Raw genomic sequence first — 25,271 nt, 5'->3', positions numbered from 1 at the left:
ACTTTCCCCTCCAGTGATAGTTTTTTTGGGGGACTGCCCCCTATTTCCCAGACTGCCAAAACCTTATACCGCAAGGATTTGACAGCATTTTAGCGGGGGACAGTCCCCCATTTCCCAGACCTTACAAACCTAGGCGGTCAAAGATTGTGTCGACGTATTTCAGGTGGTAGTTATAGTCAAAGCAGTCTGCAATTTCATCTGGTGAGAGCAGTGATGTGATTTTGTCGTCCGCTTCGATGAGGGAGCGGAACTGTACTTGCTCTTCCCAGGCCTGCATCGCTTTTGGCTGTACCGTATCGTACGCTTCTTCACGGGCGAGTCCCTTATCAATCAGTGCGAGCAGGACACGCTGCGAATAGATGAGGCCGAGCGTGCGGTCCATGTTCCGCTTCATGTTCTCAGGGAACACGGTCAGGTTCTTTACGATATTGCCAAACCGGTTCAGCATATAATTCAGGGCAATCGTGGCATCCGGAAGGATTACACGCTCCGCTGATGAATGGGAAATATCCCTTTCATGCCACAGCGGCACATTCTCATAAGCAGTCATCATATAGCCCCTGATCAGGCGGGCAAGACCGGTCATGTTTTCGGAGCCGATCGGATTCCGTTTGTGCGGCATGGCGGATGAACCCTTCTGTCCTTTGGCAAAGAACTCCTCCACCTCACGCGTTTCGCTTTTTTGCAATCCGCGGATTTCCACGGCGAATTTTTCAATCGAAGTCGCAATCAAGGCAATCGTGCTCAGGTATTGGGCATGACGGTCACGCTGAAGCGTCTGGGTTGAAATAGGGGCTGCATCAAGTCCGAGCTTTTCACATACATACTTTTCGACGAACGGATCGATATTGGCATATGTGCCGACCGCACCAGAAATCTTTCCAACTTCGATCGCTTTCATCGCCTGTTTGAAGCGCTCCAGGTTCCGCTTCATTTCCTCATGCCATAGTGCAAGCTTTAATCCGAAAGTGGTCGGCTCCGCATGAACACCGTGTGTGCGGCCCATCATGACTGTATATTTATGTTCCTTTGCCTTGTCACGCAAAATCTCTACAAATCTCTCTACATCCTTCAGAAGAATTTCATTAGCCTGCTTCAATGTATAGGAAAGCGCCGTATCGACAACATCTGTAGATGTAAGTCCGTAGTGCACCCATTTCCGCTCTTCACCGAGCGTCTCAGAAACCGCGCGGGTGAATGCCACTACATCATGGCGGGTTTCTTCTTCAATTTCCTTGATGCGGTTAACATCGAAGGAAGCTTTTTCGCGAAGGAGTGCCGCATCTTCTTTAGGGATCACTCCCATCTCTGCCCATGCCTCGCATGCCAGTATTTCTACCTCGAGCCATGCCTGGAAGCGGTTCTCCTCTGTCCAGACAGCTCCCATCTCCGGTCTTGTATAACGTTCAATCATGATAAATCCTCCGTTTTCGTATTAAGCCTTCCAGATCCTGCTCCTAGAACCTTCTTCTAGTGCATCTTCCACCCGTTCCCTTAAAATCGTGACATGTCCCATCTTGCGCTTTTTCTTTGCTTCATCCTTCCCGTATAAATGGACCTTCCATCCATCCAGGGCCGGAATCTCTTCCATCAGCGGGCCGACATGCTCCCCGAGGATATTGACCATCACAGCCGGCCTCAGAAGGTCCGTTTCCCCGAGCGGCCAGTTGCAGACCGCCCGGATATGCTGCTCGAACTGAGAGGTGGCGCATGCCTCAATGGTATAGTGCCCGGAGTTATGCGGCCTCGGAGCCACCTCATTTATGAGTATCTCCCCCTCGCCTGTGAGGAACATTTCCACCGCCAGCGTGCCGACAAGCTTTAGATGTTCAGCAAGCTGAACCGCTCTCTGCCTCGCTTTGTCCTCGGCTTCCGCTGAGATGCGGGCCGGGACGATTGTCTGATGAAGAATGTTCTCATGATGGATATTCTCGGCTGCAGGGAATACAGAATAATCGCCGTTTTCCTTGCGGGTGACAATGACGGAGATTTCCTTCTCGAACGGGATCCAGGCCTCGAGCACACATGGGCCGGAAATCAGCAGCCCTTCCGCCGCCGGAATATCGCTTTCCTTCCGGATCACATACTGCCCTTTTCCGTCGTAGCCTCCGCGGGATGTTTTCAAAACGCTTGGATAGCCAAGTTTTTCGATCTCTTTATAAATGTCCCGGGACTCGTTAATTATACCGTAAGGCGCAACCGGGACTCCCGCTGCAAGGATCGCTTCTTTCTCAAGAATCCGGTCCTGGCTGATTCTTAAAAGGGAAGTTCCCTGCGGGATATGCGCATAGGACTGCAGCCACCCCAGTGCCTCTGCATTAATATTCTCAAACTCAAAGGTGATAATGTCACTGACTGAGGCCAGCCTCTCGAGTGCCGCTAAATCGTCATAGGAAGCGGTGATTTCTAGGTCTGCCACCTGCCCGCATGGACAGCCCTGTACAGGATCGAGCACGGCTATGCGGAAACCCGCTGCCCTCGCAGCCAGGGCCATCATCCTCCCAAGCTGTCCTCCTCCGATTATGCCGATCGTCTGTCCAGGCAGGATCGTTTTAGAATGTAAGCTGTTCACTGCTCATTAACACCTTTTCCATAGTTTCTTTCCGCATGGCTTCAAGTCCTTCGGCAATTTTTTCATCAGCGGCACCGAGGATCTGTGCTGCCAGCAGTCCGGCATTGACTGCCCCTGCTTTTCCTATTGCTGTTGCGGCAACCGGGACACCGCCTGGCATCTGTACGATGGAGAGAAGGGAATCAAGACCGTTCAGCGCTTTTGACTGAACCGGCACTCCGATGACAGGTAGCGTCGTTTTCGAGGCGGTCATCCCTGGCAGATGGGCAGCCCCGCCTGCCCCCGCAATGATGACCCGGAGACCCCGCTCCCTGGCTGATGCCGCATATTCGAACATTAAGTCCGGTGTTCTGTGGGCGGAAATGACTTTCTTTTCATAAGGTATATTCAGGTCTTCCAGTGCTTCGCATGCATATTTCATCGTATCCCAATCAGAGATGCTTCCCATTATCACGCCAACTCTTGGCTCCATTTCCTTCCCTCCCTCTATTTGTAGACAAAATAAAAACCGGGCAGACTTCTTCCATGAGAGAAGATAGTCCACCCGGTAAAATGATCATAAGAAAAAAATGCACGCACCGAAAGACAGCTATCTTCTCTCATAGTCTAATCATTTACGGTAATTAGGTAGAAACTCATGGGCCATATCCCCATTATTATATGAGAGAAAAACGAATATTTTATTTCCTTGGTTTCATCTTAACAACTGAGAAGTAATGAGTCAACTGATTTTCGAACAATTCATTATACAAAAATATTATTGTTCGTGTTTTACTGCATTTCTCTTGCTTCAAAGACAATTTGGCGGCCAGCAGGCTCATATTCAACCTTTCCGCCTTGATTCACCTCTTTAAAGACCGGCTTTTCCGTCCTGCGGACCGGCATATAGCCATCAGCCTTTATCCTGGCAAGGCACTCATCGATCGTTTCACCCGGGCCCACTTCGTACGTTGCTTTCTTGCCCTTCGCCATCTTCCCATTCTCCCTTTCACATAACTTTCCTTTTAGTATGCCTTATAGCTTAAATTAACACCAGTTGATCCGCAAGGAAAGAAAAGCCGTCCTTTTCCGGACGGCTTCCTTCACTCACTATGCTCTTTTAAATGGCCACCAGTTGGCTTTGCCGAAGTTCTTCACCATGACCGGTATGAAGAGCGGCAGCATGATGAAGGCATACAATAGGAGTCCTATCAGGATAATGGATGCTATCTGGAGCAGGGACAGCATACCCGATGGCATCATCGCTGCAAATGTGCCGCCAAGGATGATGACAGCGGATATAATGACTGTTCCCATCTTCTTCATCGAAATAAGCATCGCATCCTGGACAGACATCTCTTTATACTCGTTGAAGCGGTCCATCAGGAATATGCTGTAATCCACGCCCAGTGCAATCAGGATGACAAATCCGAAGAAAGGAACGGCCCAGCTGATGCCCGTGTAACCCAGGATATCCACATAAAGAACTTCATTCATCGCCATGGATGTGTAATACGTCAGGATCAAGGAACCAATGATATAAAGAGGCATAATGATGGAACGGAAGAGGAAGACCAGGATGATGGAGATTCCGGCAAGCATCAGGATGACTGTGCGGGAGTAATCCTGTCCTGACATCTTGTTAAGGTCCGCGTTCGTGCTTGTAATCCCGCCTACCGCAACAACCGCGTTCTCAAGCTTGGTATCCTTTACCGCCCTTTTCACCGCTTCCTTGATTTCAGGAACCTGTTTGATTGCTTCATTGGAATAAGGATTCGCTTTAAAAATGACATCGACTGTCATATACTTGCGGTCCTTGGAATAATAGGCATCCACCGCCTGTGTGAATTCCTTGCTCTCCAGAGCTTCTTCAGGCAGGTAGAACCCGCTTGTCTCATCGGTTTTGGAAAGACCTGATAAGTACCCTTGTGCAGACTGGAGACCTTTAGATACCTGATCCAGTCCATCCGCGCTTTGATTCATTCCATCAGTCAGCTGCGTAAGCTGGCCGCTTAAGCTGCCAAAGCCATCAAGCAGCTGCTTTTGACCGCCATTGATTCCCTGCAGCCCTTGAGTGACCTTCGGGAAATTGCTGATAATCTGCCCCTGCCCGTCTGCCAGCTGATCGAGGCCCGTCTTTTGTTTGCCGATGCCCTCTGATAACTTTTCAAGCCCAGTCGAGATTTGTTTCTGTCCGCCGATTGCCAGCTTAAAGCCGGCATTCGCTCCATTCACGCCTGCCGTGATCTGGCCCAATCCTTCATTCAGCTGGTTGATCCCGGCTGAGAGCTTAGGCAGCTCCTGTTTCACTGATGTGACCGTACCTTTGATCTTCTGATAACCAGGGTCTGCTGCCAGCCCTTCATGCCTGCCTTCAAGTCCTTTGAAATCTTCCGGCTTGATGGCAGCAAGTGCGTTTGAAAGCTCAGCCAGGCCTGTGCCTGCTTTTTTGTATTGAGATTGAAGGCTGCCAAGGTTTTTCCCGACCGTCTCGTAGCCGGCAAGCAGCTTCGTATAGTTTTTGACTAACTCATCTGCCCCCGCCTTGGCTTTATCAATTCCATTTTTAATTTCCGTTGAACCCGCTGATCCCTGCCGCACTCCATTCTCAATCTTTTGGAGATTCGTTTGAATTTCTCCGAGTCCAGATTGTAGTTCAGATGTTCCGGCAATAAGAGAGTCTATTCCTGTAACCGCACTCTCCAACTCAGGAGCAGAGCTTGACAGCTGGCTTCCTGCCTCATGCAGTCCTGAGCTGATTTTATTGATGCCTTCCTTGCCTTTTCCAAGACCTTCTTCAAGGGTCTTGGACTGCTTTGCCACAAAAAAGTCTTCTATCGGTTCCCCGGTCGGACGTGTGACCGAACGGACGGTATCGACCTGATTTACCTTTTCAAGCTCTGCACTGATTTTTTCCGCCAGCCCGATATATTCTGCTGAATCCATTCTCTCATCGTTTTTCAGCACAATCTGCGTGGGCATCGATTCCCCGGGGCCAAAACTGTCCGCAATGGCATTAAAGGCTTTGATCGACGGCACATCCCCGCTGATTTCCTCTAATGAATTGAAGGACAGCTTCCCATCATACTTCAACAGAAAAGGCACACAGACGATGGCAACAATAAGAAGCGCAATAAGCGGCCGGGCTAATGCGAACCGGCCAGCCATTCCCCAAAGCCTGCTTTCTCCATGCTCTGCCTTGCTCTTCGATGGCCAAAAAATCTTCATGCCAAGGACTGCCATAAAGAACGGCACAATGGTGAACAATGCTAACAATAAGACTGCTACACCAACAGCAACGGCTGCCGCCGACTGGTACAATTTAAATTGTGAGAATCCTATCGCAGCAAACCCGATCATGACCGCCACACCACTGAAGAACACAGTCCGTCCGGCATTTCGGTAGGTTTCAACAATCGCGTCACTGAGTGACTCCTTATGGGCGAGCTCCTCCTTAAAACGGCTTAGGAGCAGGATGCAATAATCCGTCCCGATGCCGAACAAAACGGCCACAAGGAATATCTGCGTATAATTTGAAATGGGAAAATCAAGCTGATCTACAAGCATCGAAACGATGGATTGTGACAGCAGATACGAAAAGCCGACCGTTACAAGCGGGATCACCGGGGCGACCACTGACCTGAATACGAGGAACAGCACCACCAGGATGAATACAACCGTAATGCCCTCTGTCTTCTTCAGCCCTTCCTCAGAGCTATTGGTCAAATCGCTGTTGATCATCCAATTGCTTGTATAATAATGATCCACATCTGCATCCTTAATCGACTCATAGAGCGAATCACTGACTTGATCCTCATCACGTCCATTCCAGCTGACACTGATGGATGCAAGAATCGATCTGCCGTCATCTGAAACGAGCTGATCCTTCAGACTCTTTTCATTAAAGTGGGAAACAATCTGGCTGATGCCCAATTTTTCTTTTTGTGCTTCCAGTGCCCGTACAGCCTTCTCGGCTTCCTTTACTTTTTCTGCAGAAAGCTTTTTATCATCATGAAAAACAAGGGCGACCTGCGTCTCATTTCCGCCGCCTTCCTGCTTCTGCACTTCCTCCATGATATCCCCGGCCTTTGCCGATGAATACTCCTTCGGAACATCAACCTGCCCCTTCTCCCGGACCAGATCAGCCATATTCGGCGCTGCGAACATCAGCCCGGCGGCTGCGGCTATCCATAAAATAAGAACCAGCCATCTCTGCTTAATAATAAGATTCACTCTTTACTCCCCCAGATTATCTTTAATATCCAAAAGCACTGTATTCAGCTTCTCGTAAGTCTCCAGGAACTGTTCAATCTCTTCCTGTTCAAAACGGCTGATCAATGACTCCACCAGACGATATATCCGCTCCTCCGCTTCAAGGTACATAGCCTCTCCCTTTTCCGTGAGAGACAAATACACCACGCGGCGGTCCTTTTCATCGCGTGTCCGTTCAATCAGGCCTTTTTCCCACAGTCGGTTAATGATAGCGGTGATTGCGCTCTTTTTGACTTCAAAAACCTCCGCCAGCTCAGTGGACGTGCACTCCCGCGACTTGTAAATATACCTCAGCATATAATGCTGATCACTCGTCACCTCATCCCCCATCTGGCATTTTAAAAGGCTTTCCCCGGTTTTTGTCACTGAAAAGGAAGTGAGTATATATCGATCCGCTAACTCTTTTATATTCTTGTGAGACACCAAACATTCACCCCCTATGTAAAAGTTCCTGTGTTTAATAATTCAACTGTTTAACTATTACCATGTTATACTCTAAGGGATAGGGAGGATGCTGTCAATGAGAATTTATCAGACAGATCTGTTTACATCTTTGCAAATAAAAAACAGCCCGCTTCTATAGCGGGCCGCTTTATTTGGTCATCATTTATGCTCTTAATCTATCTGGATTCCGTCCAGTCTGATACAATTGAAGCGCAGTTTCAAGCGTAGACATACAAAAAAGACCAGCTAAAAAGCTGGTCTTTCTTTGATCTGCCCGGCAGCGTCCTACTCTCACAGGGGGAGAGCCCCCAACTACCATCGGCGCTAAAGAGCTTAACTTCCGTGTTCGGGATGGGAACGGGTGTGGCCTCTTTGCCATAACTGCCAGACAGATATGAATGAACTTTCGTTCCTTCAAAACTAGATAACAAAGGCTGATTCGCATTACGTTTTTCGAGTATAAACAAGATAGGTTAAGTCCTCGATCGATTAGTATCTGTCAGCTCCACGTGTCGCCACGCTTCCACCTCAGACCTATCTACCTGATCATCTTTCAGGGATCTTACTAGCTTGACGCTATGGGAAATCTCATCTTGAGGGGGGCTTCATGCTTAGATGCTTTCAGCACTTATCCCGTCCGCACATAGCTACCCAGCGATGCCTTTGGCAAGACAACTGGTACACCAGCGGTGCGTCCATCCCGGTCCTCTCGTACTAAGGACAGCTCCTCTCAAATTTCCTGCGCCCACGACGGATAGGGACCGAACTGTCTCACGACGTTCTGAACCCAGCTCGCGTACCGCTTTAATGGGCGAACAGCCCAACCCTTGGGACCGACTACAGCCCCAGGATGCGATGAGCCGACATCGAGGTGCCAAACCTCCCCGTCGATGTGGACTCTTGGGGGAGATAAGCCTGTTATCCCCGGGGTAGCTTTTATCCGTTGAGCGATGGCCCTTCCATGCGGAACCACCGGATCACTAAGCCCGACTTTCGTCCCTGCTCGACTTGTAGGTCTCGCAGTCAAGCTCCCTTGTGCCTTTACACTCTGCGAATGATTTCCAACCATTCTGAGGGAACCTTTGGGCGCCTCCGTTACTCTTTAGGAGGCGACCGCCCCAGTCAAACTGCCCGCCTGACACTGTCTCCCGCCCCGATAAGGGGCGCGGGTTAGAATTTCAATACAGCCAGGGTAGTATCCCACCGATGCCTCCACCGAAGCTGGCGCTCCGGCTTCAAAGGCTCCTACCTATCCTGTACAAGCTGTACCAAAATTCAATATCAGGCTGCAGTAAAGCTCCACGGGGTCTTTCCGTCCTGTCGCGGGTAACCTGCATCTTCACAGGTAGTATAATTTCACCGAGTCTCTCGTTGAGACAGTGCCCAGATCGTTACGCCTTTCGTGCGGGTCGGAACTTACCCGACAAGGAATTTCGCTACCTTAGGACCGTTATAGTTACGGCCGCCGTTTACTGGGGCTTCGGTTCAAAGCTTCGCTTACGCTAACCTCTCCCCTTAACCTTCCAGCACCGGGCAGGCGTCAGCCCCTATACTTCGCCTTGCGGCTTCGCAGAGACCTGTGTTTTTGCTAAACAGTCGCCTGGGCCTATTCACTGCGGCTCATCCGGGCTATTCACCCAGATGAGCACCCCTTCTCCCGAAGTTACGGGGTCATTTTGCCGAGTTCCTTAACGAGAGTTCTCTCGCACACCTTAGGATTCTCTCCTCGCCTACCTGTGTCGGTTTGCGGTACGGGCACCCTTCATCTCGCTAGAGGCTTTTCTTGGCAGTGTGGAATCAGGAACTTCGGTACTAAATTTCCCTCGCCATCACAGCTCAGCTTATGTGAAAACGGGATTTGCCTCGTTTTCAGCCTAACTGCTTGGACGCGCTAATCCAACAGCGCGCTTACCCTATCCTACTGCGTCCCCCCATCGCTCAAACGATGAATAGGTGGTACAGGAATATCAACCTGTTGTCCATCGCCTACGCCTTTCGGCCTCGGCTTAGGTCCCGACTAACCCTGAGCGGACGAGCCTTCCTCAGGAAACCTTAGGCATTCGGTGGAAGGGATTCTCACCCTTCTTTCGCTACTCATACCGGCATTCTCACTTCTAAGCGCTCCACCAGTCCTTCCGGTCTGGCTTCTCAGCCCTTAGAACGCTCTCCTACCGCGGACACCCTAGGTGTCCACCCACAGCTTCGGTGATACGTTTAGCCCCGGTACATTTTCGGCGCAGAGTCACTCGACCAGTGAGCTATTACGCACTCTTTAAATGGTGGCTGCTTCTAAGCCAACATCCTGGTTGTCTAAGCAACTCCACATCCTTTTCCACTTAACGTATACTTTGGGACCTTAGCTGGTGGTCTGGGCTGTTTCCCTTTTGACTACGGATCTTATCACTCGCAGTCTGACTCCCAAGGAAAAGTCATTGGCATTCGGAGTTTGACTGAATTCGGTAACCCGAGATGGGCCCCTAGTCCAATCAGTGCTCTACCTCCAAGACTCTTAACACTTGAGGCTAGCCCTAAAGCTATTTCGGAGAGAACCAGCTATCTCCAGGTTCGATTGGAATTTCTCCGCTACCCACACCTCATCCCCGCACTTTTCAACGTGCGTGGGTTCGGGCCTCCATTCAGTGTTACCTGAACTTCACCCTGGACATGGGTAGATCACCTGGTTTCGGGTCTACGACCTCATACTCATTCGCCCTATTCAGACTCGCTTTCGCTGCGGCTCCGTCTCATCAACTTAACCTTGCATGAAATCGTAACTCGCCGGTTCATTCTACAAAAGGCACGCCATCACCCGTTTCCCTAAAAGGGACATAGGGCTCTGACTACTTGTAGGCACACGGTTTCAGGATCTCTTTCACTCCCCTTCCGGGGTGCTTTTCACCTTTCCCTCACGGTACTGGTTCACTATCGGTCACTAGGTAGTATTTAGCCTTGGGAGATGGTCCTCCCTGCTTCCGACGGGATTTCACGTGTCCCGCCGTACTCAGGATCCACTCTGGAGGGAACGAAGTTTCGACTACAGGGTTGTTACCTTCTTCGACGGACCTTTCCATGTCTCTTCGTCTACCCCGTTCCTTTGTAACTCCGTATAGAGTGTCCTACAACCCCGAAAGGCAAGCCTTTCGGTTTGGGCTACATTCCGTTTCGCTCGCCGCTACTTGGGAAATCGCATTTGCTTTCTGTTCCTCCGGGTACTTAGATGTTTCAGTTCCCCGGGTCTGCCTCCATCACCCTATGAATTCAGGTGAAGGTACTGTTCCATTACGAACAGTGGGTTTCCCCATTCGGAAATCTCCGGATCAAAGCTTACTTACAGCTCCCCGAAGCATATCGGTGTTAGTCCCGTCCTTCATCGGCTCCTAGTGCCAAGGCATTCACCGTGCGCCCTTTCTAACTTAACCATAAATCCGGCTGACGATAAGCTTCATTCTTCTTCGTCAGCTCACTCGCTCACATCCTCACGTACATTAAGTACGCTCCGGTGTTCACTCGATCGCTTCCTTGAATAATTCGCTCCTCCTCAGCCTCTGAAGGCCGGAGAAGTTTCGCTTCATCATCGAACCATAATAAAACAATAAAACTTAACTCGGTTTATTACTCGATGCGGTAAAATGACGCAAATCATTTTTGCCTTATATTGTTATCTAGTTTTCAAAGAACGATGAAAATAAATGATAAACGTCGCTCTTCTTCGTCAGCTTCACTCATTCACATCCTCATGTACGTGAAGTACACTCCGGTGTTCATTCGTTCGCTTCCTCGAATAGCTCGTTTCTGATTTATTTTCAGGTTTTGAAGGAATGCTCCCTCAAAACTGAACGAAACAAGATCGCTTTTTCCTTAGAAAGGAGGTGATCCAGCCGCACCTTCCGATACGGCTACCTTGTTACGACTTCACCCCAATCATCTGTCCCACCTTAGGCGGCTGGCTCCATAAAGGTTACCCCACCGACTTCGGGTGTTACAAACTCTCGTGGTGTGACGGGCGGTGTGTACAAGGCCCGGGAACGTATTCACCGCGGCATGCTGATCCGCGATTACTAGCGATTCCGGCTTCATGCAGGCGAGTTGCAGCCTGCAATCCGAACTGAGAATGGCTTTATGGGATTCGCTCGGCCTCGCGGCTTTGCTGCCCTTTGTACCATCCATTGTAGCACGTGTGTAGCCCAGGTCATAAGGGGCATGATGATTTGACGTCATCCCCACCTTCCTCCGGTTTGTCACCGGCAGTCACCTTAGAGTGCCCAACTTAATGCTGGCAACTAAGATCAAGGGTTGCGCTCGTTGCGGGACTTAACCCAACATCTCACGACACGAGCTGACGACAACCATGCACCACCTGTCACTCTGTCCCCCGAAGGGGAACGTCCTATCTCTAGGAGTGGCAGAGGATGTCAAGACCTGGTAAGGTTCTTCGCGTTGCTTCGAATTAAACCACATGCTCCACCGCTTGTGCGGGCCCCCGTCAATTCCTTTGAGTTTCAGCCTTGCGGCCGTACTCCCCAGGCGGAGTGCTTAATGCGTTAGCTGCAGCACTAAAGGGCGGAAACCCTCTAACACTTAGCACTCATCGTTTACGGCGTGGACTACCAGGGTATCTAATCCTGTTCGCTCCCCACGCTTTCGCGCCTCAGCGTCAGTTACAGACCAGAGAGTCGCCTTCGCCACTGGTGTTCCTCCACATCTCTACGCATTTCACCGCTACACGTGGAATTCCACTCTCCTCTTCTGCACTCAAGTCTCCCAGTTTCCAATGACCCTCCACGGTTGAGCCGTGGGCTTTCACATCAGACTTAAAAGACCGCCTGCGCGCGCTTTACGCCCAATAAATCCGGACAACGCTTGCCACCTACGTATTACCGCGGCTGCTGGCACGTAGTTAGCCGTGGCTTTCTGGCCAGGTACCGTCAAGGTGCCATCAGTTACTATGGCACTTGTTCTTCCCTGACAACAGAGTTTTACGATCCGAAAACCTTCTTCACTCACGCGGCGTTGCTCCGTCAGACTTTCGTCCATTGCGGAAGATTCCCTACTGCTGCCTCCCGTAGGAGTCTGGGCCGTGTCTCAGTCCCAGTGTGGCCGATCACCCTCTCAGGTCGGCTACGCATCGTGGCCTTGGTGAGCCGTTACCCCACCAACTAGCTAATGCGCCGCGGGCCCATCCTTGAGTGACAGCCGAAACCGTCTTTCCTCTTTCCCTCATGTGAGGGAAAGACCTATCCGGTATTAGCTCCGGTTTCCCGAAGTTATCCCGATCTCAAGGGCAGGTTGCCCACGTGTTACTCACCCGTCCGCCGCTGACTTCAGGGAGCAAGCTCCCATCCGTCCGCTCGACTTGCATGTATTAGGCACGCCGCCAGCGTTCGTCCTGAGCCAGGATCAAACTCTCCGAAAAGTGTTCGATATAGCTCATAAAGTTTAAAACTTGTTTTGTTTACTTCCTATAAATAAGAAGTAACTGGCGTCTTGTTTCGTTCAGTTTTCAAAGAACATCTTTAGTCAATATTAGTCAGTCGCTTGTAAGCAACTTAATAATAATAACATGTATTTCATTGTGAGTCAATACTTTCGAAAAAGTTTTTCAGCTTCTCTTTTCGAGCAGCTTTTATATATTAACACCGATATGCATCGGAGTCAATAACAAATTTATATCCTTTTCAGCTGACTCATCAGGACCTGAAGGTCCTAAGTCAATAAAAAAAGATCTGCAGTAAGCTGATCTTTCCTTACTGCCTGGCGGCGTCCTACTCTCACAGGGGGAGAGCCCCCAACTACCATCGGCGCTAAAGAGCTTAACTTCCGTGTTCGGGATGGGAACGGGTGTGGCCTCTTTGCCATAACTGCCAGACAGATATGAATGAACTTTCGTTCCTTCAAAACTAGATAACAAAGGCTGATTCGCATTACGTTTTTCGAGTATAAACAAGATAGGTTAAGTCCTCGATCGATTAGTATCTGTCAGCTCCACGTGTCGCCACGCTTCCACCTCAGACCTATCTACCTGATCATCTTTCAGGGATCTTACTAGCTTGACGCTATGGGAAATCTCATCTTGAGGGGGGCTTCATGCTTAGATGCTTTCAGCACTTATCCCGTCCGCACATAGCTACCCAGCGATGCCTTTGGCAAGACAACTGGTACACCAGCGGTGCGTCCATCCCGGTCCTCTCGTACTAAGGACAGCTCCTCTCAAATTTCCTGCGCCCACGACGGATAGGGACCGAACTGTCTCACGACGTTCTGAACCCAGCTCGCGTACCGCTTTAATGGGCGAACAGCCCAACCCTTGGGACCGACTACAGCCCCAGGATGCGATGAGCCGACATCGAGGTGCCAAACCTCCCCGTCGATGTGGACTCTTGGGGGAGATAAGCCTGTTATCCCCGGGGTAGCTTTTATCCGTTGAGCGATGGCCCTTCCATGCGGAACCACCGGATCACTAAGCCCGACTTTCGTCCCTGCTCGACTTGTAGGTCTCGCAGTCAAGCTCCCTTGTGCCTTTACACTCTGCGAATGATTTCCAACCATTCTGAGGGAACCTTTGGGCGCCTCCGTTACTCTTTAGGAGGCGACCGCCCCAGTCAAACTGCCCGCCTGACACTGTCTCCCGCCCCGATAAGGGGCGCGGGTTAGAATTTCAATACAGCCAGGGTAGTATCCCACCGATGCCTCCACCGAAGCTGGCGCTCCGGCTTCAAAGGCTCCTACCTATCCTGTACAAGCTGTACCAAAATTCAATATCAGGCTGCAGTAAAGCTCCACGGGGTCTTTCCGTCCTGTCGCGGGTAACCTGCATCTTCACAGGTAGTATAATTTCACCGAGTCTCTCGTTGAGACAGTGCCCAGATCGTTACGCCTTTCGTGCGGGTCGGAACTTACCCGACAAGGAATTTCGCTACCTTAGGACCGTTATAGTTACGGCCGCCGTTTACTGGGGCTTCGGTTCAAAGCTTCGCTTACGCTAACCTCTCCCCTTAACCTTCCAGCACCGGGCAGGCGTCAGCCCCTATACTTCGCCTTGCGGCTTCGCAGAGACCTGTGTTTTTGCTAAACAGTCGCCTGGGCCTATTCACTGCGGCTCATCCGGGCTATTCACCCAGATGAGCACCCCTTCTCCCGAAGTTACGGGGTCATTTTGCCGAGTTCCTTAACGAGAGTTCTCTCGCACACCTTAGGATTCTCTCCTCGCCTACCTGTGTCGGTTTGCGGTACGGGCACCCTTCATCTCGCTAGAGGCTTTTCTTGGCAGTGTGGAATCAGGAACTTCGGTACTAAATTTCCCTCGCCATCACAGCTCAGCTTATGTGAAAACGGGATTTGCCTCGTTTTCAGCCTAACTGCTTGGACGCGCTAATCCAACAGCGCGCTTACCCTATCCTACTGCGTCCCCCCATCGCTCAAACGATGAATAGGTGGTACAGGAATATCAACCTGTTGTCCATCGCCTACGCCTTTCGGCCTCGGCTTAGGTCCCGACTAACCCTGAGCGGACGAGCCTTCCTCAGGAAACCTTAGGCATTCGGTGGAAGGGATTCTCACCCTTCTTTCGCTACTCATACCGGCATTCTCACTTCTAAGCGCTCCACCAGTCCTTCCGGTCTGGCTTCTCAGCCCTTAGAACGCTCTCCTACCGCGGACACCCTAGGTGTCCACCCACAGCTTCGGTGATACGTTTAGCCCCGGTACATTTTCGGCGCAGAGTCACTCGACCAGTGAGCTATTACGCACTCTTTAAATGGTGGCTGCTTCTAAGCCAACATCCTGGTTGTCTAAGCAACTCCACATCCTTTTCCACTTAACGTATACTTTGGGACCTTAGCTGGTGGTCTGGGCTGTTTCCCTTTTGACTACGGATCTTATCACTCGCAGTCTGACTCCCAAGGAAAAGTCATTGGCATTCGGAGTTTGACTGAATTCGGTAACCCGAGATGGGCCCCTAGTCCAATCAGTGCTCTACCTCCAAGACTCTTAACACTTGAGGCTAGCCCTAAAGCTATTTCGGAGAGAACCAGCTATCTCCAGGTTCGATTGGAATTTCTCCGCTACCCACACCTCATCCCCGCACTTTTCAACGTGCGTGGGTTCGGGCCTCCATTCAGTGTTACCTGAACTTCACCCTGGACATGGGTAGATCACCTGGTTTCGGGTCTACGACCTCATACTCATTCGCCCTATTCAGACTCGCTTTCGCTGCGGCTCCGTCTCATCAACTTAACCTTGCATGAAATCGTAACTCGCCGGTTCATTCTACAAAAGGCACGCCATCACCCGTTTCCCTAAAAGGGACATAGGGCTCTGACTACTTGTAGGCACACGGTTTCAGGATCTCTTTCACTCCCCTTCCGGGGTGCTTTTCACCTTTCCCTCACGGTACTGGTTCACTATCGGTCACTAGGTAGTATTTAGCCTTGGGAGATGGTCCTCCCTGCTTCCGACGGGATTTCACGTGTCCCGCCGTACTCAGGATCCACTCTGGAGGGAACGAAGTTTCGACTACAGGGTTGTTACCTTCTTCGACGGACCTTTCCATGTCTCTTCGTCTACCCCGTTCCTTTGTAACTCCGTATAGAGTGTCCTACAACCCCGAAAGGCAAGCCTTTCGGTTTGGGCTACATTCCGTTTCGCTCGCCGCTACTTGGGAAATCGCATTTGCTTTCTGTTCCTCCGGGTACTTAGATGTTTCAGTTCCCCGGGTCTGCCTCCATCACCCTATGAATTCAGGTGAAGGTACTGTTCCATTACGAACAGTGGGTTTCCCCATTCGGAAATCTCCGGATCAAAGCTTACTTACAGCTCCCCGAAGCATATCGGTGTTAGTCCCGTCCTTCATCGGCTCCTAGTGCCAAGGCATTCACCGTGCGCCCTTTCTAACTTAACCAATTCGGCTGATGTTCTTTCCCTAAGCCCAAAGGGCTGTCAGGTCTTGAATAATCGACCTATAATAAAACAATAAAACTTAACTCGGTTTATTACTCGATGCGGTAAAATGACGCAAATCATTTTTGCCTTATATTGTTATCTAGTTTTCAAAGAACGATAAAATAAACGATAAGCTTCGCTCTTCTTATCGAATAGCTCGCTTCTAATTTATTTTTTTGAGAGAATGCTCCCTCAAAACTGAACGAAACAAGATCGCTTTTTCCTTAGAAAGGAGGTGATCCAGCCGCACCTTCCGATACGGCTACCTTGTTACGACTTCACCCCAATCATCTGTCCCACCTTAGGCGGCTGGCTCCATAAAGGTTACCCCACCGACTTCGGGTGTTACAAACTCTCGTGGTGTGACGGGCGGTGTGTACAAGGCCCGGGAACGTATTCACCGCGGCATGCTGATCCGCGATTACTAGCGATTCCGGCTTCATGCAGGCGAGTTGCAGCCTGCAATCCGAACTGAGAATGGCTTTATGGGATTCGCTCGGCCTCGCGGCTTTGCTGCCCTTTGTACCATCCATTGTAGCACGTGTGTAGCCCAGGTCATAAGGGGCATGATGATTTGACGTCATCCCCACCTTCCTCCGGTTTGTCACCGGCAGTCACCTTAGAGTGCCCAACTTAATGCTGGCAACTAAGATCAAGGGTTGCGCTCGTTGCGGGACTTAACCCAACATCTCACGACACGAGCTGACGACAACCATGCACCACCTGTCACTCTGTCCCCCGAAGGGGAACGTCCTATCTCTAGGAGTGGCAGAGGATGTCAAGACCTGGTAAGGTTCTTCGCGTTGCTTCGAATTAAACCACATGCTCCACCGCTTGTGCGGGCCCCCGTCAATTCCTTTGAGTTTCAGCCTTGCGGCCGTACTCCCCAGGCGGAGTGCTTAATGCGTTAGCTGCAGCACTAAAGGGCGGAAACCCTCTAACACTTAGCACTCATCGTTTACGGCGTGGACTACCAGGGTATCTAATCCTGTTCGCTCCCCACGCTTTCGCGCCTCAGCGTCAGTTACAGACCAGAGAGTCGCCTTCGCCACTGGTGTTCCTCCACATCTCTACGCATTTCACCGCTACACGTGGAATTCCACTCTCCTCTTCTGCACTCAAGTCTCCCAGTTTCCAATGACCCTCCACGGTTGAGCCGTGGGCTTTCACATCAGACTTAAAAGACCGCCTGCGCGCGCTTTACGCCCAATAAATCCGGACAACGCTTGCCACCTACGTATTACCGCGGCTGCTGGCACGTAGTTAGCCGTGGCTTTCTGGCCAGGTACCGTCAAGGTGCCATCAGTTACTATGGCACTTGTTCTTCCCTGACAACAGAGTTTTACGATCCGAAAACCTTCTTCACTCACGCGGCGTTGCTCCGTCAGACTTTCGTCCATTGCGGAAGATTCCCTACTGCTGCCTCCCGTAGGAGTCTGGGCCGTGTCTCAGTCCCAGTGTGGCCGATCACCCTCTCAGGTCGGCTACGCATCGTGGCCTTGGTGAGCCGTTACCCCACCAACTAGCTAATGCGCCGCGGGCCCATCCTTGAGTGACAGCCGAAACCGTCTTTCCTCTTTCCCTCATGTGAGGGAAAGACCTATCCGGTATTAGCTCCGGTTTCCCGAAGTTATCCCGATCTCAAGGGCAGGTTGCCCACGTGTTACTCACCCGTCCGCCGCTGACTTCAGGGAGCAAGCTCCCATCCGTCCGCTCGACTTGCATGTATTAGGCACGCCGCCAGCGTTCGTCCTGAGCCAGGATCAAACTCTCCGAAAAGTGTTCGATATAGCTCATAAAGTTTAAAACTTGTTTTGTTTACTTCCTATAAATAAGAAGTAACTGGCGTCTTGTTTCGTTCAGTTTTCAAAGAACATCTTTAGTCAATATTAGTCAGTCGCTTGTAAGCAACTTAATAATAATAACATGTGCTTTTAACCAAGTCAACAACTTTTTTAAATTGTTTTTTAGTTAACTGCCGCTTGTTTGAAGCAGCTTTAATAATTTACCATGCATACTGCATAAGTGTCAACACTTTTTTGTTTAAGGAATGATACACTTTCCCCAGCCCTTCTCCTCGCCAGAAGACACGGGAAATAACCGGGAAGTAGGGACAGTCCCCGCTAAATAGAAAAGGAGACCAGAATATCCGGTCTCCTTCTATATTATATGCTGATGATGTTTTCTTCTTTTTGGGCGACTTGGCCTTGTTTGTTGATTGTGATGCTTTCGCCGTCTTTCAGGTTGGTGAAGACGATCGGTGTAATGGTCGATGTTGCGTTTTGTTTTACATAGTCAAGGTCTACTTTCAGCAGCGGCTGGCCTTGGGTAATTTTGTCCCCTTGGGCGACAAGTGTTTCAAAGCCTTTGCCTTCAAGCTTGACTGTGTCGATACCAAAGTGGATCAGGATTTCCCTGCCTGCATCGGATTCGATTCCGATGGCATGCTTGGTTGGGAACAGATTTACGATGGTACCATTGACCGGTGATACAACTGTACCTTCTGAAGGGATAATCGCAAAGCCATCCCCCATCATTTTTTCTGCAAATACCTGGTCTGGCACTTCAGTGATTGGAATCAGTTCGCCCTTGATAGGAGAGACAATGCTTTCTTCCACTTTATTGCGCAGCTCCTCAGGGTTGACATCTTCTATTTGTTTTTCTACTTCTTTTTGTGGAGCAGGTGCTTTTGCAGGCCTTGGCGTTTTACCGCTCATAATGTCTTTCATCTGGCCTTTGATTGTTTCAGAGCGCGGCCCGAAGATTGCCTGGATGTTGTTTCCTACTTCCAGGACACCTGCAGCGCCAAGCTTTTTGAGACGGTCTTTGTCCACATCCGCTGCATCGTTGACAGAAACGCGAAGGCGTGTGATACATGCATCAAGGTGGGAGATATTTTGCTGGCCGCCCATTGCTTCAAGAATCTCAGCTGCCAGTTCTCCACCCTGGGCATTGCCCGTTTCTTCATCTGCTTCATCGTCTGCCTCGCGGCCAGGAGTCATCAGGTTGAACTTACGGATGGCAAAGCGGAATCCAAAGTAGTAAATGACTGCGAATACCAGGCCGACCGGAATGACAAGCCATGCATTTGTCTGCGGGTTGATCAGTCCGAAAAGAATATAATCGATCAGACCGCCCGAGAAGGTCATGCCGATTTTTACATTGAGCAATTGCATCGTCATGAATGAAAGTCCCGCAAATACTGCGTGGATACCGAATAATACTGGTGCTACAAAAAGGAATGAGAACTCAATTGGTTCTGTGATCCCTGTCAGGAAAGAAGTCAATGCAGCAGAACCCATGATTCCCGCCACAAGCTTTTTCTTTTCAGGACGTGCTTCTTGATAGATGGCAAAAGCTGCTGCCGGCAGACCGAACATCATGAATGGATATTTACCTGTCATGAACGTACCTGCTGTCAGGTTTTGAACACCATCTTTAATTTGTTCCATAAAGATGCGCTGATCACCGCGGACCAGGGTACCAGCATCATTCGTATATTGGCCGAACTCATACCAGAATGGTGAGTAAAAAATGTGGTGAAGACCGAATGGAATCAATGAACGTTCGATCAGACCAAAGATGAATGCCGACAGAGTCAGGTTTGCATTGACCATATTATTGGAGAATGCATTGAGTCCGTCCTGGATCGGCGGCCAGATTACAAGCATAAGCAGTCCTAGGACCACAGCGCTTGCAGCCGTTACGATCGGCACAAAACGTTTTCCAGCAAAGAATCCTAAATAGGATGGAAGCTCGATCTTATAGAAGCGGTTATACATGAAGGCTGCAATGATACCTACGATGATACCCCCGAACACCCCTGTCTGAAGAGTCGGGATTCCAAGCACACTTGCATATTCCAGATGACCTTCAAGCTCTTTTGCCTCGATGCCAAGCACCGTTCCCATTGTCTTGTTCATAATCAGGAAACCGACGATGGCCGCAAGACCCGCAACTCCTTCCCCGCCGGCTAACCCGACGGCGACACCGACTGCAAATAGCAGTGCAAGATTATCAAATATAATTCCGCCGGCGCCTTCCATGACAGAAGCGATCATAGAGACTGCGTCGTTCTTTAGGAAAGGTGCCAGATTCAGCAGCACCGGATTCTGCAGCGCATTACCGAACGCAAGCAGGATACCGGCAGCCGGAAGGATTGCGACAGGCAGCATAAGCGCCTTACCGACTTTTTGAAGCACACCAAATGCTTTTTTGAACATCTTTTTTTCCTCCTTGAAATAGATTTTCATCCCATTAAAACGTTTGCAAAATATGACATTAAAAAAAGGCATAAGTATAGAAATGTCTTAGGAGTCAGGAGTACAGGTGTAATTTACCCATAATCATGACAATCTAATTCAGTTTCTTTACTTATGCCTGATCGAATCAGTAACACGAAAAGAATTTATTTAGTTCGCTGAAGTCTCTGCAGATGCATGGTTAGATACACAGCTTCCGCATCAAAGACCGGCTTTTTTAAAGTATTTTGCATTATTTTAATGAGTTTCCATGCTAGATTGTAGCACAGGGGATATTCTCTTTGCAACAGAGATGCAATATTTTCCGGCTCATCCACCTTTTCTTCCTGGAGGACGCGTTCAATGGCGAAGCGCAGGTGGCGGACCAGTCTGATGTAATCTATGCTCTCTTTGTCCATCGTTATGGCCAACTGCTCCTCAATGACTTCCATCAGCGAAGCAATCAACTGGGAGTGACGGTTGATTTCTGCCAGGTTTTTATTGGTGGCAGCGCTATGGATATGGAGCGTTATGAAGCCGGTTTCTGCTTGAGGAAGGGAAATTCCCGTTTTTCTTTCAATCAACTCGACTACTTCTTCAGCGATGCTGAATTCAAAGGGATATAGCGTCTTTGTTTCCGGCAGGAAGGGATTAGAGATATGGATACCTTCTTTTATCCGGTTGATGGTTAGAGCCAGGTGATCTGTCAGCCCGACATGGATATGCTCGTTCAGGTCTCCGCTCACTCTGCTTTTTATAAGCTGGATCGACTCAATGATCACTGCAAGGAAGGATTCATCTATGGAAGAAAGCAGTTTTTTATAGTTTTCCTGCTCGTTTTCGTTTCTTAATACAAATATCTTTTCGGCGGCGGACACTTCAAGCTCCTCGCCCTTCTTCTTATTAAAGCCAATGCCCTTCCCTATCACCACTACTTCCCCGTATAGTGGATGTTCGGAAATGAGGACATTATTATTCAATGCTTTTTTGACCTTAATGATTGTCATATGGATACCCCATTTAGAATGAATATCTCCATGTTAGCGAGTCAGGCATCATAAATCAACTCCCCAAACCTGGGAAGATAGGAAAAAAGGCATAAAACAAACAAGAGTTTTCTACTCGCAGCCCATGCAGGTAAAGGAACCTGGACAAGAGCAACAAACACAATAAGCCCGGGGAGCGGAGTAAGGCGCAGGCGCAGAATGCCAGCAAGATAAATGATGTTCACACCTACCTGATGGCCCCTTTTGCACAGAAAAAAGAAGCCCCCGCAAGGAAGCTTCTGATTCATTAAACCAGGAAGATGAAGTAGCAGAGGAAGATAATGAACAGGAAATACATCAACGGATGAACTTCTTTTGCCCTTCCTTTAATAATCATAGTGATTGGATAAAAAACAAATCCAATTGCAATCCCTGTCGCAATGCTGTAGGTAAATGGCATAGCAACAACCGTGAAGAAGGCTGGCACCGCAATCTCGAAACGGTCCCACTCAATATGCTTCAGGGATGATACCATGAGCACTCCTACCACAATCAGGGCAGGCGCAGTTACAGGAGCCGTGATGACCGACAATAACGGGAAGAAGAACAACGACAGGACGAACAATATGGCAACAACAACTGCCGAGAAGCCTGAACGCGCTCCAGCCGCTACACCCGCGGTGGATTCTACATAAGAAGTAGTCGGTGATGTACCAAGCACTGCCCCCACTACAATCGACATAGAATCAGCGAACAGTCCTCTTCCTGCACGCGGAAGAACTTCCCCCTTCATGATTCCAGCCTGGCTCGCAACAGCCACCAGGGTTCCTGCAGTGTCAAAAAACGCAACAAACAGGAAAGTCAGGATGACTACGAGCATTTGGAGGTTGAAGATATTTTCAGCAGGATTTGCGAAAGCATCAAATGCTGCACCGAATGTTGGAGAGATGCTCGGGACAGCGCCAACAACCTTTGAAGGCGCATCAATCAGGCCAAAAATCATGCCAATGACAGCAGTGATGACCATCCCGACGAATACAGCCGCATTGATTCCCCTGGTCAAAAGGATGACCGTGATAACAATACCGACGACGGATAAAAGCGTAGCACCTTTTGTCAGGTCGCCGAGGCCGATTAATGTTGCATCATTGTTCACAATGATCCCGGCACTCTGGAAACCGATGAATGCTATGAACAAGCCGATCCCTGCACCGACTGCATGCTTCAGCTGTGCAGGTATCGCATTGATGATTTTTTCACGGAAGCCGGATAATGAAAGCAGGACGAAAATGATACCGGCAATCAATACACCCGTCAATGCCGTCTGCCAGGGCACACCATAAGTCAGGACGACCGTGAACGCGAAGAATGCGTTCAGTCCCATTCCCGGCGCCAGTGCGATCGGGAATTTCGCGATGACCCCCATCATCAGCGATCCAATTGCTGCAGCCAGGGCAGTGGCCGCGAAGACAGCACCTGAATCCATCCTGAGATCAGCAGGGTAATCCTTGATGCTCGCCAGTGACAGCGTAAGCGGGTTTACTACAAGGATATAAGCCATGGCCAAAAATGTGGTCAAACCGCCAATAATTTCTCTTCTGTAATTTGTGCCAAGCTGGTCAAATTCAAAAAACTTTCTCATCCCATTCCCTCCCAGGAAAACTTGTCGTATGAAACAAAAAACGCCCCGCCGGATTTTTTACCGAAGGAGCGTGACTAATGATAAAGATAGAAAAGTGCCTAATGGGCCTATTCTGAATTTATCTCGTAGTCAAGCTGTTACGGCAGCTCGGTAGAAACTTTTGGGCCAATCCCCAATATTATACGACATAATTTGATATTTATTTTATAAGTACACCATTGATTGTACCAGAATTAACAAAAAGGTCAATAAAAAATACGAACATTTTATTGTCCGTATTCTTTAAAGTTCGTATTTAGCTATTTTATTCCCATTCGATGGTTGCAGGCGGCTTGCTCGTAATATCATAAACCACACGGTTGATATGAGGAACTTCATTCACGATGCGCGTGGAGATGATCTCAAGCACTTCCCATGGAATCCGCGCCCAATCAGAGGTCATGCCATCAATGGAAGTGACGGCACGTATCCCGATTGTATAATCATATGTCCTCGCATCTCCCATCACACCTACGCTGCGGATGTCGGGAAGCACAGTAAAGTATTGCCAGATATCACGTTCCAAACCAGCTTTCCTGACCTCTTCCCGAAGGATGGCGTCAGACTCCCTCACGATTTCAAGCTTGTCCTCGGACACTTCTCCAAGCACCCGAATCCCAAGACCCGGACCCGGGAATGGCTGTCTCCATACAATAGAATCCGGAAGGCCGAGCTCTGTCCCAAGCGCCCTTACTTCATCCTTGAACAGGGTATTAAGCGGTTCAATCAGCTTAAACTGCATATCTTCAGGAAGTCCGCCTACATTGTGATGCGACTTGATGGTCTGCGCAGTAGCCGTCCCGCTCTCGATGATGTCTGTGTAAAGCGTCCCCTGTGCCAGGAAGTCAATTCCCTGCAGCTTGGCAGCCTCATCATCAAACACGTAGATGAATTCATTGCCGATGATCTTCCGTTTTTGTTCTGGATCCGAAACACCTCTCAGCTTTGAAAGGAAACGGTCCTTCGCATCCACTTTTATCACATTCATATTGAAGCCTTCTCCAAACGTCTTCATGACCCCTTCTGCTTCATCCTTCCGAAGCAGGCCATGATCGACAAAGATACAAGTCAGCTGGTCGCCGATCGCCCGGTGGATCAAGGCTGCGACAACCGAGGAGTCCACTCCGCCGCTCAGTGCACAAAGCACTCGGCGGTCTCCGACTTCACTGCGGATCTTTTCCATCTCGATTTCAATGAAATTCTCCATCGACCAGTTTCCATCACATCCGCACACGTCGAATACAAAGTTCTGCAGCAATTCGTTTCCATACACCGAGTGGCGCACTTCAGGATGGAATTGGACGGCATACAGACCGCGTTCCTCATCGCTCATTGCTGAAATCGGACAGGATACATTTGTACCATCCACTGTGAAGCCTTGTGGTGCTTCGACTACAAGGTCTCCATGGCTCATCCAGACAAGCTGTTCTTCCGGCAGACCTTTGAAAAGCCTGCTTCCTTCCTTAACAGACAGCGTTGCTTTGCCGTATTCCCGGTTTTTTGCAGGCTCTACTCTTCCCCCGAAATGAATGGTCATAAGCTGCATCCCATAGCAGATGCCCAGCACAGGGAGCCCCAGGTCAAAAATGCGTTCGTCACAGCGGAAGGACTTTTCATCATATACAGAATTTGGTCCTCCGGAAAGGATGATTCCTTTTGGGTTCAGCTCCTTGATTTCTTCAGCCGTGATGGTATGCGGATGAAGCTCACTGTATACGCCAAATTCCCTGATCCTGCGGGTGATCAACTGGTTATACTGGCTTCCAAAGTCTAATACCACAATCATTTCTTGATTTTGCAATTCAGATTTACCTGGCAATTTGTCCACTCCTATCGATGTTGTCGTTTGGCACCTGGAATTTCCTTGTGCCCCATTATGTACTTCATGAGCGAAATGGATGCCAAACATGCATTCCGCTCTTTCAGATATAAAAATGGCTGGAATTTCTGCACCTAATAAAGAGACCCTTCCTTAGGTTTGACTTGCAATCAGAAAATAAACTTCTTTTTGCAGAGACAGAATTCCAGCTATATATGTAATCTGTCTTCATAGTCAAATCATTTACGGTGATTTGGTAGATACTTTCGAACCATATTTTCGAGGATATATGAAGCAATCCATATTCAGTTATACCCGATTATTTTAACAACGTTTCTGA

General features: G+C 49.4%; 10 protein-coding genes, 6 rRNA genes and 3 riboswitches. All 16 genes read right to left on the bottom strand.

All coding sequences use genetic code 11. From position 1 onward, the window contains the following. Nucleotides 1–121: 121 nt before the first annotated feature. The 16 genes from purB to guaA all read right to left on the bottom strand — a co-directional run bounded on the left by purB (nt 122) and on the right by guaA (nt 24,898). Nucleotides 122–1,414 (bottom strand): adenylosuccinate lyase, encoded by a 1,293-nt coding sequence (gene purB, locus V1498_RS02050; RefSeq protein WP_409296659.1) that lies wholly within the window; start codon nt 1,412–1,414, stop codon nt 122–124. Between the two features lie 21 nt (nt 1,415–1,435). Next, nucleotides 1,436–2,572, bottom strand: coding sequence for a 5-(carboxyamino)imidazole ribonucleotide synthase (gene purK, locus V1498_RS02045; protein ID WP_409296658.1), 1,137 nt, complete (start codon nt 2,570–2,572; stop codon nt 1,436–1,438). Beyond that, nucleotides 2,553–3,044: a 5-(carboxyamino)imidazole ribonucleotide mutase gene (purE, locus tag V1498_RS02040; RefSeq protein ID WP_409296657.1), complete on the bottom strand. Its 492-nt coding sequence runs from the start codon at nt 3,042–3,044 to the stop codon at nt 2,553–2,555. Before purE ends, purK begins: the two co-directional genes overlap by 20 nt. A gap of 110 nt (nt 3,045–3,154) precedes the next feature. Next, nucleotides 3,155–3,256: riboswitch (purine riboswitch) on the bottom strand. An 87-nt stretch (nt 3,257–3,343) separates the two neighbouring features. After that, complete coding sequence (locus tag V1498_RS02035; protein ID WP_409296656.1) at nt 3,344–3,544, bottom strand: NETI motif-containing protein; 201 nt, start codon at nt 3,542–3,544, stop codon at nt 3,344–3,346. Between the two features lie 117 nt (nt 3,545–3,661). Next, complete coding sequence (locus tag V1498_RS02030; RefSeq protein ID WP_409296655.1) at nt 3,662–6,784, bottom strand: MMPL family transporter; 3,123 nt, start codon at nt 6,782–6,784, stop codon at nt 3,662–3,664. 3 nt (nt 6,785–6,787) lie between these two features. Further along, nucleotides 6,788–7,246: a MarR family winged helix-turn-helix transcriptional regulator gene (locus V1498_RS02025; protein ID WP_409299102.1), complete on the bottom strand. Its 459-nt coding sequence runs from the start codon at nt 7,244–7,246 to the stop codon at nt 6,788–6,790. A gap of 293 nt (nt 7,247–7,539) precedes the next feature. Continuing rightward, nucleotides 7,540–7,656, bottom strand: a 5S ribosomal RNA gene (gene rrf / locus V1498_RS02020). An 80-nt stretch (nt 7,657–7,736) separates the two neighbouring features. Continuing rightward, nucleotides 7,737–10,686 (bottom strand): 23S ribosomal RNA (locus V1498_RS02015). 443 nt (nt 10,687–11,129) lie between these two features. Then, nucleotides 11,130–12,680: ribosomal RNA gene (locus V1498_RS02010) — 16S ribosomal RNA — on the bottom strand. A gap of 336 nt (nt 12,681–13,016) precedes the next feature. Beyond that, nucleotides 13,017–13,133 (bottom strand): 5S ribosomal RNA (gene rrf, locus V1498_RS02005). Nucleotides 13,134–13,213: 80 nt separating this feature from the next. Next, nucleotides 13,214–16,163 (bottom strand): 23S ribosomal RNA (locus tag V1498_RS02000). A 269-nt stretch (nt 16,164–16,432) separates the two neighbouring features. Further along, nucleotides 16,433–17,983, bottom strand: a 16S ribosomal RNA gene (locus V1498_RS01995). The 16S, 23S and 5S rRNA genes sit together here, the layout of an rRNA operon. Nucleotides 17,984–18,369: 386 nt before the next feature. After that, entirely contained in the window at nt 18,370–20,427 is a 2,058-nt protein-coding gene (ptsG, locus tag V1498_RS01990; protein WP_409296654.1) for a glucose-specific PTS transporter subunit IIBC, read from the bottom strand. Nucleotides 20,428–20,612: 185 nt separating this feature from the next. Next, on the bottom strand, nt 20,613–21,452 hold the full coding sequence (gene glcT, locus V1498_RS01985) for a glucose PTS transporter transcription antiterminator GlcT (protein WP_409296653.1): 840 nt from the start codon (nt 21,450–21,452) through the stop codon (nt 20,613–20,615). Nucleotides 21,453–21,738: 286 nt separating this feature from the next. Further along, complete coding sequence (locus tag V1498_RS01980; protein ID WP_409296652.1) at nt 21,739–23,073, bottom strand: NCS2 family permease; 1,335 nt, start codon at nt 23,071–23,073, stop codon at nt 21,739–21,741. A gap of 106 nt (nt 23,074–23,179) precedes the next feature. Continuing rightward, nucleotides 23,180–23,279: riboswitch (purine riboswitch) on the bottom strand. A gap of 98 nt (nt 23,280–23,377) precedes the next feature. Further along, nucleotides 23,378–24,898 carry a glutamine-hydrolyzing GMP synthase gene (gene guaA, locus V1498_RS01975; protein WP_409299100.1) on the bottom strand — a complete coding sequence of 507 codons (1,521 nt, stop codon included), beginning with the start codon at nt 24,896–24,898 and terminating at the stop codon, nt 23,378–23,380. A gap of 244 nt (nt 24,899–25,142) precedes the next feature. Then, a riboswitch (purine riboswitch) is annotated at nt 25,143–25,244 on the bottom strand. Nucleotides 25,245–25,271 lie beyond the last annotated feature (27 nt).

The sequence above is a fragment of the Paraperibacillus marinus genome, from assembly GCF_046237605.1.
Classification (GTDB): Bacteria; Bacillota; Bacilli; order Bacillales; family DSM-1321; genus Paraperibacillus; species Paraperibacillus marinus.
Note: the sequence above shows the minus strand (reverse complement) of the source record. Positions and strands in the feature narration are given on the sequence as shown.

What these genes read in the sequence shown, in the direction of transcription:
- purE (WP_409296657.1), bottom strand. Translation starts at nt 3,044, where the DNA reads ATGGAGCCAAGAGTTGGCGTGATAATGGGAAGCATCTCTGATTGGGAT.
- glcT (WP_409296653.1), bottom strand. Translation starts at nt 21,452, where the DNA reads ATGACAATCATTAAGGTCAAAAAAGCATTGAATAATAATGTCCTCATT.
- V1498_RS02035 (WP_409296656.1), bottom strand. Translation starts at nt 3,544, where the DNA reads ATGGCGAAGGGCAAGAAAGCAACGTACGAAGTGGGCCCGGGTGAAACG.
- V1498_RS01980 (WP_409296652.1), bottom strand. Translation starts at nt 23,073, where the DNA reads ATGAGAAAGTTTTTTGAATTTGACCAGCTTGGCACAAATTACAGAAGA.
- ptsG (WP_409296654.1), bottom strand. Translation starts at nt 20,427, where the DNA reads ATGTTCAAAAAAGCATTTGGTGTGCTTCAAAAAGTCGGTAAGGCGCTT.
- guaA (WP_409299100.1), bottom strand. Translation starts at nt 24,898, where the DNA reads ATGATTGTGGTATTAGACTTTGGAAGCCAGTATAACCAGTTGATCACC.
- purB (WP_409296659.1), bottom strand. Translation starts at nt 1,414, where the DNA reads ATGATTGAACGTTATACAAGACCGGAGATGGGAGCTGTCTGGACAGAG.